General features: G+C 70.8%; 12 protein-coding genes. 11 read left to right on the top strand and 1 reads right to left on the bottom strand.

Going from position 1 to position 13301, the window contains the following annotated elements; all coding sequences use genetic code 11:
• Nucleotides 1–85: 85 nt before the first annotated feature.
• The 5 genes from arc to prcA all read left to right on the top strand — a co-directional run bounded on the left by arc (nt 86) and on the right by prcA (nt 5822).
• Complete coding sequence (gene arc, locus ACIP98_RS17515) at nt 86–1852, top strand: proteasome ATPase (RefSeq protein ID WP_319661995.1); 1767 nt, start codon at nt 86–88, stop codon at nt 1850–1852.
• 205 nt (nt 1853–2057) lie between these two features.
• The gene (gene dop / locus ACIP98_RS17510) at nt 2058–3569 is read left to right on the top strand and encodes a depupylase/deamidase Dop (protein WP_319661996.1); all 1512 of its coding nucleotides are present in this window, start codon (nt 2058–2060) and stop codon (nt 3567–3569) included.
• A 135-nt stretch (nt 3570–3704) separates the two neighbouring features.
• Nucleotides 3705–3923 carry a ubiquitin-like protein Pup gene (locus tag ACIP98_RS17505; protein ID WP_319661997.1) on the top strand — a complete coding sequence of 73 codons (219 nt, stop codon included), beginning with the start codon at nt 3705–3707 and terminating at the stop codon, nt 3921–3923.
• A 206-nt stretch (nt 3924–4129) separates the two neighbouring features.
• The gene (prcB, locus tag ACIP98_RS17500) at nt 4130–4975 is read left to right on the top strand and encodes a proteasome subunit beta (RefSeq protein ID WP_319661998.1); all 846 of its coding nucleotides are present in this window, start codon (nt 4130–4132) and stop codon (nt 4973–4975) included.
• A gap of 52 nt (nt 4976–5027) precedes the next feature.
• Nucleotides 5028–5822, top strand: coding sequence for a proteasome subunit alpha (gene prcA, locus ACIP98_RS17495; protein ID WP_401976688.1), 795 nt, complete (start codon nt 5028–5030; stop codon nt 5820–5822).
• Between the two features lie 73 nt (nt 5823–5895).
• On the opposite strand, the gene ACIP98_RS17490 is transcribed toward prcA, so the two are convergent.
• Nucleotides 5896–6903, bottom strand: coding sequence for a LacI family DNA-binding transcriptional regulator (locus tag ACIP98_RS17490; protein WP_401976686.1), 1008 nt, complete (start codon nt 6901–6903; stop codon nt 5896–5898).
• A gap of 121 nt (nt 6904–7024) precedes the next feature.
• On the opposite strand from ACIP98_RS17490, the gene ACIP98_RS17485 reads away from it, so the two are divergent.
• The 6 genes from ACIP98_RS17485 (at nt 7025) to ACIP98_RS17460 (ending at nt 13300) form a co-directional block, all read left to right on the top strand.
• Nucleotides 7025–8272 carry an MFS transporter gene (locus ACIP98_RS17485; protein WP_401976684.1) on the top strand — a complete coding sequence of 416 codons (1248 nt, stop codon included), beginning with the start codon at nt 7025–7027 and terminating at the stop codon, nt 8270–8272.
• Nucleotides 8273–8281: 9 nt separating this feature from the next.
• Complete coding sequence (gene pafA / locus ACIP98_RS17480; protein WP_319662002.1) at nt 8282–9643, top strand: Pup--protein ligase; 1362 nt, start codon at nt 8282–8284, stop codon at nt 9641–9643.
• 113 nt (nt 9644–9756) lie between these two features.
• Nucleotides 9757–10746: an FKBP-type peptidyl-prolyl cis-trans isomerase gene (locus ACIP98_RS17475; protein WP_319662003.1), complete on the top strand. Its 990-nt coding sequence runs from the start codon at nt 9757–9759 to the stop codon at nt 10744–10746.
• Between the two features lie 40 nt (nt 10747–10786).
• Nucleotides 10787–11158 carry an FKBP-type peptidyl-prolyl cis-trans isomerase gene (locus tag ACIP98_RS17470; protein WP_319662005.1) on the top strand — a complete coding sequence of 124 codons (372 nt, stop codon included), beginning with the start codon at nt 10787–10789 and terminating at the stop codon, nt 11156–11158.
• A gap of 189 nt (nt 11159–11347) precedes the next feature.
• On the top strand, nt 11348–12334 hold the full coding sequence (locus tag ACIP98_RS17465) for a helix-turn-helix transcriptional regulator (protein ID WP_401976681.1): 987 nt from the start codon (nt 11348–11350) through the stop codon (nt 12332–12334).
• A gap of 18 nt (nt 12335–12352) precedes the next feature.
• Nucleotides 12353–13300, top strand: a complete 948-nt coding sequence (locus ACIP98_RS17460) for a WYL domain-containing protein (RefSeq protein WP_319662007.1) — start codon at nt 12353–12355, stop codon at nt 13298–13300.
• Nucleotide 13301 lies beyond the last annotated feature (1 nt).

Here is a 13301-nt window from a genome sequence, read left to right as displayed (position 1 = left end):
CGTCTTTGTGATCTAGGGGTTTCAACCCCTACTGGCCCAGGTAGGGTCTGGAAGCGTCCAGCTCCCCTTGGAGGAGGTGAGGACCGTGGCGGCCCACGACGACGACATCAACCGTGGCGGCCGACCCGCTCGTGGATCGGAAGACCCCATGAGCCAGGTCGCCTTTCTTGAGCAGGAGATCGCCGTCCTGCGACGTAAGCTCGCCGACTCTCCGCGGCACACGAGGATTCTCGAGGAGCGGATCGTCGAGCTGCAGACCAATCTTGCGGGTGTCTCCGCTCAGAACGAGCGGCTGGCCAACACCCTCCGCGAGGCCCGCGACCAGATCGTGGCTCTCAAGGAAGAGGTGGACCGGCTGGCACAGCCCCCCGCCGGATTCGGCGTGTTCCTGCAGGCGAACGACGACGGGACGGCGGACATCTTCACCGGCGGCCGCAAGCTGCGGGTGAACGTCAGTCCGTCGGTCGAGCTGGACGACCTCCGGCGCGGCCAGGAAGTCATGCTCAACGAGGCGCTCAACGTGGTCGAGGCCATGGAGTTCGAGCGCATCGGAGACATCGTCACCCTCAAGGAGATCCTTGAGGACGGCGAGCGGGCCCTGGTCATCGGGCACACGGACGAGGAGCGGGTGGTGCGGCTCGCCGAGCCGCTGCTGGACGGCACCCTCCGCGCCGGCGACGCGCTGCTGCTCGAACCGCGCTCGGGATACGTCTACGAGCGGGTGCCCAAGAGCGAGGTCGAGGAGCTCGTCCTCGAAGAGGTGCCCGACATCGACTACCGCCAGATCGGCGGCCTGCGGAACCAGATCGAGCAGATCCGCGACGCGGTCGAACTGCCCTACCTGCACGCCGAGCTGTTCAAGGAGTACGAGCTCCGCCCGCCCAAGGGCGTCCTCCTCTACGGCCCCCCCGGCTGCGGGAAGACCCTGATCGCCAAGGCGGTCGCCAACTCCCTTGCCAAGAAGGTCGCCGAGGTCACCGGGCAGCCCCAGGGCAAGAGCTACTTCCTGAACATCAAGGGCCCCGAGCTGCTGAACAAGTACGTCGGCGAGACCGAGCGGCAGATCCGCCTGGTCTTCCAGCGTGCGAGGGAGAAGGCCAGCGAGGGCACCCCCGTCATCGTCTTCTTCGACGAGATGGAGTCGCTGTTCCGGACCCGTGGGTCCGGTGTCAGCTCGGACGTGGAGAACACCATCGTCCCGCAGCTGCTCGCCGAGATCGACGGTGTCGAGGGGCTGGAGAACGTCATCGTCATCGGCGCCTCCAACCGCGAGGACATGATCGACCCCGCGATCCTGCGGCCCGGCCGCCTGGACGTGAAGATCAAGATCGAGCGGCCGGACGCCGAGGCGGCCAAGGACATCTTCTCCAAGTACCTGGTCGCGACCCTGCCGCTGCACGGGGAGGACCTGTCGGAGCACGGCGAGTCCGCCGAGGCCACCGTCGACGCCATGATCCAGTCGGTGGTGGAGCGGATGTACTCGGAGTCCGAGGAGAACCGCTTCCTGGAGGTCACCTACGCCAACGGTGACAAGGAGGTCCTGTACTTCAAGGACTTCAACTCCGGCGCCATGATCCAGAACATCGTGGACCGGGCCAAGAAGATGGCGATCAAGGCCTTCCTCGACCACAACCAGCGGGGCCTGCGCGTCTCCCACCTGCTCGCCGCCTGCGTGGACGAGTTCAAGGAGAACGAGGACCTGCCCAACACCACCAACCCGGACGACTGGGCCCGCATCTCCGGAAAGAAGGGCGAGCGGATCGTCTTCATCCGCACGCTCGTCACCGGCAAGCAGGGCGCCGACACCGGTCGCTCCATCGACACCGTCGCCAATACGGGTCAGTACCTGTAACGCGACCACTCTCCGGCTGCGGGTGCCCACGCAGGGGCACCCGCAGCCGGAGTGTTTCACCCCGGCATAACCCAAGAAAGCGCGTAATGATCTCCCCACCACCGTCATCGCGTTCTAGGCTCATCGGTACCGCCCGAGGGTCATGTGCGGGGCGGTACTTGAGCGACCGGGCCGGCACGGCCCGGAGCCGGGCAAGGAGGGCCGCATGACCGTACGGCGAGTAATGGGCATCGAGACGGAGTACGGGATCTCCGTCCCGGGCCACCCGAACGCCAATGCCATGCTCACCTCGTCCCAGGTCGTCAACGCCTACGCGGCGGCGATGCACCGGGCGCGCCGCGCCCGCTGGGACTTCGAGGAGGAGAATCCACTGCGGGACGCCCGCGGCTTCGACCTCGCCCGCGAGGCCGCGGACTCCAGCCAGCTCACCGACGAGGACATCGGCCTGGCCAATGTGATCCTCACCAACGGTGCCCGGCTCTACGTCGACCACGCCCACCCGGAGTACAGCTCGCCGGAGGTCACCAACCCCCGCGACGCGGTGCTGTGGGACAAGGCCGGCGAGCGCATCATGGCCGAGGCCGCCGAGCGGGCCGCCCAGCTTCCCGGCGCCCAGCCCATCCACCTGTACAAGAACAACACCGACAACAAGGGCGCGTCCTACGGCACGCACGAGAACTACCTGATGAAGCGGGAGACCCCCTTCTCGGACATCGTGCGGCACCTGACGCCCTTCTTCGTCTCGCGCCAGGTGGTCACCGGCGCCGGGCGGGTCGGCATCGGCCAGGACGGCCACGACCACGGCTTCCAGATCAGCCAGCGCGCCGACTACTTCGAGGTCGAGGTCGGGCTGGAGACCACCCTCAAACGGCCGATCATCAACACCCGGGACGAGCCGCACGCCGACGCCGAGAAGTACCGGCGGCTGCACGTGATCATCGGCGACGCCAACCTCGCGGAGCTCTCGACCTACCTCAAGCTCGGCACCACCGCCCTGGTGCTGTCGATGATCGAGGACGGCTTCATCAACGTCGACCTCGCCGTCGACCAGCCGGTCCGCACCCTGCACCAGGTCAGCCACGACCCCACGCTGCGCCGGCTGGTCACGCTGCGCAGCGGCCGCACCCTCACCGCGGTGCAGCTCCAGATGGAGTACTGCGAGCTCGCCCGCAAGTACGTCGAGGACCGCTTCGGCACGGACGCCGACGAGCAGACCAAGGACGTCCTCGGGCGCTGGGAGGACGTGCTCAACCGGCTCGAGAGCGACCCGATGAGCCTGTCCCGCGAGCTGGACTGGGTCGCCAAGCGGGAACTGCTGGAGGGCTACCGCCGCCGGGACAACCTGGAGTGGGACGCGGCGCGCCTGCACCTGGTCGACCTGCAGTACGCGGACGTGCGCCCCGAGAAGGGCCTGTACAACCGCCTGGCCGCGCGGGGACGGGTCCAGCGGCTGCTCACCGACGAAGAGGTCGACCGGGCCGTGGGCAAGCCCCCGGAGGACACCCGGGCCTACTTCCGCGGGCGCTGCCTCGAACAGTACGCGGACGACGTCGCCGCGGCCTCCTGGGACTCGGTGATCTTCGACCTGCCCGGTCGTGACTCCCTGCAGCGGGTGCCCACCCTGGAGCCGCTGCGCGGCACGCGCAACCACGTCAAGGAGCTGCTCGACCGCTGCCGCACGGCGGAGGAGCTGGTGCGGATCCTGTCGGGCGGCTGATCAGGGCTGAAATCCTCCCGAACTGGGAATCATGGGGGTGGCCCCCGGACGTTGCGCAATACCGGGGGCCGATGTCAGGCCCTCCTTGTAGGGTCTGATCTTGTAGGACATGGAACCGAGCGGGGTGAGGGACACATGGCTACCAAGGACACCGGCGGCGGACAGCAGAAGGCCACGCGTTCGGCCGAGGAGGTCGAGGAGACCGCGCAGGACGCGCAGGGCAGCTCCGACCTCAAGGACCGCCACGAGAAGCTGTCGGACGACGTGGACTCCGTGCTGGACGAGATCGACGACGTCCTCGAGGAGAACGCGGAGGATTTCGTGCGTTCCTTCGTGCAAAAGGGCGGCCAGTAGCACACCCGGCTCGCCGTCGAGCGGCACGGGAGGGGCGCGCACGCCGCGCCCCTCCCGTCGGCCGCCCTGGGGGCGGTCGCGTCCGTGCACGGTTTCCCAACTCCTGCCCCGCGGCATGTGGATCGCGATCACCTCACGGGTAGGGTGCGAGCAGTGCCACACCCAGAACTGCTGCGCCACGCAGCGGACTACGTGGAAGGAAACGTGTGGAAGCCAACACTCGTAGCACCGGGCGTCTACCGGCCGCCTTCCTGACGCCCGGGTCGTCGTCGTTCGTGGATTTCCTGGGCGCGCACTCGCCCGCGCTGCTCCCGGGCAACCGTCCGCTGCCGCCCCTGCAGGGCGCCGTCGAGCTGCCGCACGGCACCACGATCGTCGCGGCGACGTTCGCCGGCGGCGTGGTGCTCGCCGGTGACCGGCGCGCCACCATGGGCAACATCATCGCGCAGCGCGACATCGAGAAGGTGTTCCCCGCCGACGAGTACTCGGCGGTGGGCATCGCGGGCACGGCGGGCCTGGCCGTGGAGATGGTCAAGCTCTTCCAGCTGGAGCTGGAGCACTACGAGAAGATCGAGGGCGACGTCCTCTCCCTGGAGGGCAAGGCGAACCGCCTGTCCACCATGATCCGGAGCAACCTCGGCATGGCGCTCCAGGGCCTGGCCGTGGTGCCGCTCTTCGCCGGGTACGACACCGATCGCGAGAAGGGCCGGATCTTCTCGTACGACGTGACCGGCGGCCGCTCCGAGGAGCACGGCTTCGCCGCCACGGGCTCCGGCTCGGTCTTCGCCCGCGGCGCGATGAAGAAGCTCTACAAGCCCGACCTCACCGCGGAGCAGGCCACCACCCTGGTCGTCCAGGCGCTGTACGACGCGGCGGACGACGACTCGGCGACCGGTGGTCCCGATCTGGCCCGCCGCATCTACCCGATCGTCACGGTCATCACCGAGGACGGCTTCCGCAGGCTCACCGAGTCCGAGAGCCAGGAGATCGTCCGTGCCGTCCATGAGCGGCGGATGGAGCAGCCCGACGGCCCGCGCGCCGAGCTGCTCTGAGCCCGGACGTCCTCAGATGCACCCGCACTCGACAGAAAGGGACGGATAGCCGGTGTCGACGCCGTTCTATGTCTCACCCCAGCAGGCCATGGCCGACCGCGCCGAGTTCGCCCGCAAGGGCATCGCGCGCGGGCGCAGCGTCGTCGTTCTGCAGTACACCGACGGCATCGTCTTCATCGCCGAGAACCCGTCCCGCGCACTGCACAAGGTCAGCGAGATCTACGACCGCATCGCCTTCGCCGCGGTGGGCAAGTACAACGAGTTCGAGAACCTGCGGATCGGCGGGGTGCGCTACGCCGACCTGCGCGGTTACACCTACGACCGTGACGACGTCACCGCCCGCGGCCTGGCGAACGTGTACGCCCAGACCCTGGGCACCATCTTCTCCAGCGTCGGCGAGAAGCCCTACGAGGTGGAGCTGATCGTCGCGGAGGTGGGTGCCGACCCCTCCGAGGACCAGATCTACCGGCTGCCGCACGACGGCTCGATCGTCGACGAGCACGGCGCCGTGGCGGTCGGCGGCAACTCCGACCAGATCGGCAGCTATCTGGACCAGCGGCACCGCGACGGCATGACCCTCTCGGAGGCGCTGAAGCTGGCGGTGGAGTCCCTGAGCCGGGACAACAACGGCAGCGACCGGCAGCTCACGGCGGAGCAGCTGGAAGTGGCGGTGCTGGACCGCACGCGGCCGCAGCAGCGCAAGTTCAAGCGCATCCTCGGCCGGCAGCTGTCGCGGCTGCTGGAGGAGGAGGGCGCGTCCGGTACGGCCGGTACGACCGGCAAGGCCGCGCCCGCCACCACGACCGACGATGACGACGACCTCCCGGAGCTCGACGAGGACGTGTGAGTCCGCACGTTCCCGCGCCTCGTCGAACGCCCCGGCCGCCCCCGCGGTGGCCGGGGCGCTCGCGTACGCGCCCTCAGGCGTCCCGTGGCGGGGCGGTGGACCCGCGGACGACGAGGTGGACGGGGAGTTCGGCGCCGGTGGCCGGGCGGCCCGCCAGGGCGTCCAGCAGGGCGGTCATGCCGCCGGCTCCGACCGCCTCGGCGGGCAGCCGGACCGTGGTGAGCTCCGGTTCGATCGCGGTGGCCAGCGCGAAGTCGTCGTAGCCGGTCACCGAGACGTCGTCGGGGACGCGCAGCCCGAGGCGCCGCAGGGCCTTGCAGGCGCCGACCGCGAGCACGTCGTCGTCGCAGACCACCACGGTCGGACGGGCGCCGGGACGGGCGAGCAGGCGCTCGGCGGCCTGCCGGGCGGCCTCGGGGTCCAGGGCGGAGTGCTCGGTGGCGGGTGTGGTCCCGAGGACTTCGGCGAGGGCCTGGGCACGGACCCGGAAGGTCCAGGTGTCGATGGCGGCGGCGAGGTGGGCGACCCGCTCCGGGCGGTGGCCGAGGGCCCCTACGTGGCGGGCGATCTGCCGCATCCCGTCGGCGATGGCGAGGTTGACGGTGGCGGCGGGCCCGGGTTCCGCGGGGTCCGCGTCCAGCATCACCAGGGGCAGGCCGCCCTCCCCGATCGCGGCGAGCGCGTCGGCGGCCATGGAGGAGGCGATGATGCCGTCCAGCGCGGCCTGGGCCGAGCCGAAGGGGTCCCGGGCCGGTCCGACGCCCTCGGGGGAGGGGTAGAGCACGACGCCGAAGCCGTTCTCCTCGGCCACGCGGGCGGCGCCGGTGTAGATCCGGGCGAAGTACTCGTTGGTGATCGAGGGCACGACCAGCAGGGCGGTCCGGGTCCGGCCCAGGCGCAGGTTGCGCGCGGCGATGTTGGGCCGGTAGCCGAGCTCGCGGGCCTGCGCGCGGACGGTGTCGGCGGTGCGCTCGGACACCCGGCCGCGCCATTTGCCGCCGAGCACGAGCGAGACCGTGGCCTGTGAGACCCCCGCGGCCCGCGCGACGTCCCGGGAGGTCGGACGCGCTGTGTCGGTCACCGTGAGTGGCCCCTCTCGCCTTGCTCGCCTTGCTCGACCGGTGCCACGGCTGGACCCGTGGACTGCGGCCATGGTACGTATGACCCAGGACGTTATACGTACAACTAGACGAGGACGGCACATGGCGACGGGTTACGCGGACCTGCTGCGCGCACCGCACGCGATGCGGCTGCTGGCCGGCACCCTCGTCGGCCGGCTGCCCAACGCCACGGCCGCGCTCGGGATCGTGCTCCTGACCCGGTCCCAGGGCGGTGACTTCGCCCTCGCCGGCGCGCTGTCCGCGGTCTACGGCATCGCCAACGCCGTCGGCCAGCCGCTGCTGGGCCGGGCCGTCGACCGGCTCGGCCAGCCCCGCGTGATGCTGCCCGCCGCGCTCGCCTCGGCCGCCGGGATGGCGGTCTTCGCGCTGGCCGGGCTCCGCCCGCTGCCCCTGGCCTACGCGGCCATGCTCGTCGCCGGCTTCTTCACCCCGCCGCTGGAGGGCGGACTGCGGGCGCTGTGGCCCGGCGTGCTCGAGCGGCCCGACCGCGTCCACGCGGCCTACGCCCTCGACGCCGCCGCGCAGGAGGTCATGTTCGCGGTCGGGCCGCTGCTGGTGACCCTGCTGGTGGCCGGCTTCTCCGAGGCGGCCGCGCTGTTGTGGATCGCGGCCGTGGGGGTGGCGGGGGCGGTCAGCGTGGTCGCCTCGCCGCCGTCGCGGGCGTGGCGCTCGCAGCCGCGGGTCCCGGACTGGCTGGGGCCGTTGCGCTCGCGCGGCATCGTCGTGCTGGTCGCCTCCTTCTTCTTCGTCGGCCTGGCGCTCGGTTCCATCGCGGTGGCCGCCGTCGCCTACGCCGACGACCACGGTGGCGGGATGGTCTCCAGCTACGTGCTGTCCGGCACCGGATTCGGCGCGCTGGTGGGCGGCGTCGCGTACGGCGCCCGGCAGTGGCCGGGGGTGCACGAGCGCAGACTGCGGCTGCTGATGGCGGGCCTGGCGGTCTGCTATCTCCCGCTCGCCCTGGTGCCCGGGGTGGCCCTGATGACCGCCCTCGCGGCGCTGTCCGGACTGTTCCTGGCGCCCACGCTGGCCTGTGCGTTCGTGGTGGTGGACCGGCACGCCCCGGCGGGCACCGTCACGGAGGCGTTCTCATGGATCGTCACCGCGGTCGGCGTCGGGGCGGCGGTCGGCACCGCCGCCTCGGGACCGGCCGCCCAGTACGGCGGAGCCGTGGCGGCGTTCGCGGTCGCAGGGGCGGGCGGAGTGGCCGCGCTGGCGGTCCTGCTGGCAGGCGGCCGGCCGTTGCACCTTCCAAACCCGGCAAGCGGGACAGAAAAAGATCGAATCGCCGCGGCCCAAGACGGTTTGAGGTCCACGCATCAGGCGTAAGGTCTCAGCATGGACCGCCGCATTTTCGGGCTGGAGAACGAGTACGGCGTCACGTGCACGTTCCGGGGACAGCGGCGTCTGTCCCCGGACGAGGTGGCGCGGTACCTCTTCCGCCGTGTCGTGTCATGGGGTCGTAGCAGCAACGTCTTCCTCCGCAACGGCGCCCGCCTCTACCTCGACGTGGGGTCCCACCCGGAGTACGCCACTCCCGAGTGTGACAACGTGACGGAACTGGTCACCCACGACAAGGCGGGTGAGCGCATTCTCGAAGGGCTCCTCGTGGACGCCGAACGGCGCCTGCACGAGGAGGGCATCGCGGGTGATGTCTACCTCTTCAAGAACAACACCGACTCCGCCGGCAACTCCTACGGCTGCCACGAGAACTATCTCGTCGCGCGCCACGGGGAGTTCTCCCGCCTCGCGGACATCCTCATCCCCTTCCTGGTCACCCGGCAGCTGATCTGCGGCGCCGGCAAGGTGCTGCAGACCCCGCGCGGCGCGGTCTTCTGCGTCAGCCAGCGCGCCGAGCACATCTGGGAGGGCGTCAGCTCCGCCACCACGCGCTCCCGGCCCATCATCAACACCCGGGACGAGCCGCACGCCGACGCCGAGCGCTACCGGCGCCTGCACGTCATCGTCGGCGACTCCAACATGTCCGAGACGACCATGCTGCTCAAGGTCGGCGCGACCGACCTCGTGCTGCGCATGATCGAGGCGGGCACCGTCATGCGGGACCTCACGCTGGAGAACCCCATCCGGGCGATCCGCGAGGTCTCCCACGACATAACGGGACAGCGCAAGGTGCGCCTCGCCTCCGGCCGGGAGGCCTCCGCCCTGGAGATCCAGGAGGAGTACTACTCCAAGGCGGTGGACTTCTGCGAGCGTCGCGGCATCCGCAGCGGCGTCATCGAGCAGGTCCTCGAACTGTGGGGCCGGGCCCTGGAGTCGATCGGCAGCGGTGATCTGGACCGGATCGGCACCGAGATCGACTGGGTGATGAAGTACCGGCTGATCGAGCGGTACCGGGCCCGCGACAACATCACCATGTCGCACCCGCGCATCGCGCAGATAGACCTCGCCTACCACGACATCCACCGCCGCCGTGGGCTCTACTACCTGCTGGAGAAGCGGGGTCAGGCCAAGCGGATCTGCAACGATCTCAAGATCTTCGAGGCCAAGTCGGTGCCCCCGCAGACCACCCGGGCCCGGCTGCGCGGCGACTTCATCCGCCGCGCCCAGGAGCAGCGGCGCGACTTCACGGTCGACTGGGTGCACCTCAAGCTCAACGACCAGGCGCAGCGCACGGTGCTGTGCAAGGACCCCTTCCGGTCCGTCGACGACCGGGTGGAGAAGCTGATCGCCGGGATGTAGCACAAGAGCGTGAAGGCAGGCGCGGGGCCCCGTCGGTGTTCGTACGGGGCCCCGCGCACGCCGTAGAGTGGCGCGCACGCCAGATACACAAGATCGACCTGATGGGGATCCCTGTGCGCCGACGTTCTCTCCTCCTCGCCGTGCCCGCCGGCCTGCTCACGCTCGCGGGCTGCGGTGACGACAAGTCCGACAAGGTCAAGCCCGGCGCTTCCCCATCGGGTTCCGCCTCGGCCCCCGCGGCGGACGTCAAGATCGTCAGCGGTCCGGTGCCGGAGATCACCGCCGGCACGAAGTTCGGCGAGAAGCCGACCGTCGCCAAGGGGTCCGGCAACCCGAGCAGCGACCTGGCGGTCAAGACCGTCATCCAGGGCAACGGCGCCGTGGTCGCCAGCGGCGACTACCTCCAGGCGGACTATCTCGGCCAGATCTGGAGCACCGCCAAGGTCTTCGACAACTCCTACGACCGCGGCGCGCCGGCCATCTTCCCGATCGGCGTCGGGCAGGTCATCCCCGGCTGGGACAAGGCCCTGGTGGGCAAGAAGGTCGGCGACCGCGTCGAGCTGGCCATCCCGCCGGCCCTCGGCTACGGCGCGCAGGGCAACGCCCAGGCCGGCATCAAGGGCACCGACACGCTCGTCTTCGTCGTCGACGTGGTGAACACCTTCGGCGCCAAGAGCTCCGCCCAGGGCAAGGCCGTGCCGCAGAGCGACGCCGCGCTGCCCAAGGTCGGCACCAACACCGACGGCCAGGCACCCTCGATCGACGTCCCCAAGGGTGCGGCGCCGGCCAAGCTGGTGTCCGACTACGTCATCGAGGGCACCGGCCCCGCGGTGAAGGCCGCCGACAACCTGCTCGTGCAGTACAAGGGCGTCCTGTGGAACGGCGGCAAGGAGTTCGACTCGACGTACTCCCGCGGCCAGCTCGCCTCGTTCTCCCTCCAGCAGGTCATCAAGGGCTGGCAGCAGGGCCTGGTCGGCAAGAAGACCGGCAGCCGCGTGCTGCTCGTCGTGCCGCCGGACCTTGGTTACGGCAACAAGGCGCAGAGCGGGATTCCCGCCAACTCCACCCTGGTCTTCGCGGTCGACATCCTCGCCGTGGTGTAAGACTGTGCAGGTTGTCCGCAATATCAAGAGGAGCACGTACGTGAGCATCGACAAGCCCGAGATCGACTTCCCGGGCGGCGAGCCCCCGGCCGACCTGGAGATCAAGGACATCTGGGAGGGTGACGGCGCCGAGGCCAAGTCCGGACAGAACGTCACGGTCCACTACGTCGGCGTCGCCTTCAGCACCGGTGAGGAGTTCGACGCCAGCTGGAACCGCAACTCGCCCTTCACCTTCCCCCTCGGTGGCGGCCGCGTCATCAAGGGCTGGGACCAGGGCGTGCAGGGCATGAAGGTCGGCGGTCGTCGCCAGCTGACGATCCCGGCGCACCTCGCCTACGGCAACCAGAGCCCGACGCCGGCCATCAAGCCGGGCGAGACCCTGATCTTCGTGGTGGACCTGCTCTCCGTCTGACGGACCGTAGGGCGTCCTTCGCGCAGAGGAGCCCCCGCCGCGCCGGCACTGCCGGTGCCGCGGGGGCTCCGGCGTGTCCCGGCCCGCTCGCCGGGGACCCCCGGCGAGCAGGCCGCATTCGCTTTTGCCGGGCGGCGCCGTCGCGGTACGGTCTCGATCGAGAGCTGAAGAGGAAGAAGGTTGCGTCGAGTGGCCATTGCCAAGGCCGAGCGGCTGATGAACCTGGCGCTGTGCCTGATGAACACCCGGCGCCCGGTCAGCAAGCGGGAGCTGCGCGCCTCCATCGAGGCCTATCACGAGATCGGTTCCGACGAGGCGTTCAACCGCATGTTCGAGCGGGACAAGGACGACCTGCGTGAACTCGGCATGGTCATCGAGACCGTGGAGAGCATCGACGGCGAGATCGGCTACCTGGCCCGCAGGGACCGCAACCGCCTTCCGGAGATCGCCCTGGACGCCGAGGAGGCCGCCGCACTGAGCCTGGCCGCCAAGGTGTGGCAGCAGGCCCGGCTCGCGGAGGCCGCCAGCGGCGCCCTGCAGAAGCTGCGCGCCGCCGGCGTGCCCTTCGACGACAGCGACGCCGAGGCGGCCGCCGGCTCGCGCGATCCCGCCGTCTCCGGGCAGAGCGCCCTGGAGCCGCGCATCCCGGCCCCCGAGCCGGCGTTCGAGCCGCTGATGCTGGCCACCCGCGACCGCCGCCCCGTCGCCTTCGACTACCGCAAGGCCAACGCGGTCCGCCCCGAGCCCCGCCAGGTCGAGCCCTGGGCGCTGGAGTGCTGGCGCGGCCACTGGTACCTGGCTGGCTGGGACCGCGACCGCCACGACGTCCGGGTGTTCCGGCTCTCCCGGATCACCGGCCGGGTGCGCACCCGCGGCGGTACCTTCACCGCCGAGGTGCCCGACCACGTGGACGTGCGGGCCGCCGTGGCCAGCTGGGCCGGCGAGGGCGCGACCGCGACCGCCCGGATCCGGCTGCGCCGCGACTCGGGCTATCCGCTGCGGGCCCGCGCGGTGGAGACGCTGCCGGTGGACGCGGACTGGGACGAGCTGGAGATCCCGTACGGGCACGGACTGGACGCCTGGCTGGTGGAGTTCGGCCCGGACGTGGTCGTGCTGGAGCCCGCCGAGCTGCGGGCCGACGTGGTGGACCGGCTGCGCGCCGTCGCCAAGGGCTGAGCGGGGGAGAAGAACGAGATGGCGAACGCGATCGACCAGACGCGCCGGATGCTGTCCCTGGTCACGTATCTGCGCGAGCGCCCCGGCGCACGGGTGAGCGACGTGGCCCGCGCGTTCGGGGTCACCGAGGCCGAGCTGATCGGCGACCTCAACGTGCTCCCGCTGTGCGGGACCAGCTTCCGCGGCGGGGACCTGCTCGACATCGACACCGACGGCGAGCGCATCTGGTGGCACAACGTGGACGACGTCGCCCAGCCGCTGCGGCTGGCCGCCGACGAGGCCGCAGCGCTGCTGGTGGCCGCCCGTGCCGTCGCCAACCTGCCCGGGCTGCGGGAGAGCGACCGGCAGGCGCTGCTGCGCGCCACCGCCAAGATCGAGGGAGCGGCGGGCGAGGCCGCCGGCGCCTCGTCACGGCTCTCGGTGACCTTCGAGTCCGAGGGCAGCGTCTTCGCCGACGTCGACCGGGCCATCGCCGAGCGCCGCAGGCTGTGGATCCGCTACTACTCACCGGCCCGGGACGAGCTCACCGAGCGCGAGGTCGACCCGATCCGGCTGTTCGCCGTGGGCCACACCTACTTCGAGGGCTGGTGCCGCCTGTCGGAGGACCGGCGCACCTTCCGGCTCGACCGGGTCGCCGAGATCCGGCTGCTGGACGAGGCCAGCGACCCGCCGCGCATCGAGCCCCGGGACCTGTCCCAGGGACTGGTGCAGCCGGCCGGCGACGACCCGGAGGTGGTGGCCGAGGTGGGGCCCGGCGGCCGCTGGGTCGCCGAGTACTACCCGCACGACCGCGCCGAGGAACTGCCCGACGGGGGCCTGCGGATCACCCTGCGCACCCCCGACCCGGGTTCGCTGCGCCGGCTGGCGCTGCGGCTCGGCCGGGACGGCCGCATCGTCTCCCCGGCCGACCTGGTCACCAGTGCCCGGGACGCGGCCACCCAGGCCCTCGCGGCCTACGGTGAGTGAC

This window comes from Streptomyces sp. NPDC088354 (assembly GCF_044753585.1).
Taxonomy (GTDB): Bacteria; Actinomycetota; Actinomycetes; order Streptomycetales; family Streptomycetaceae; genus Actinacidiphila.
The sequence above is the reverse complement of the archived record's forward strand: the minus strand, read 5'-3'. Positions and strand labels throughout refer to the sequence as shown.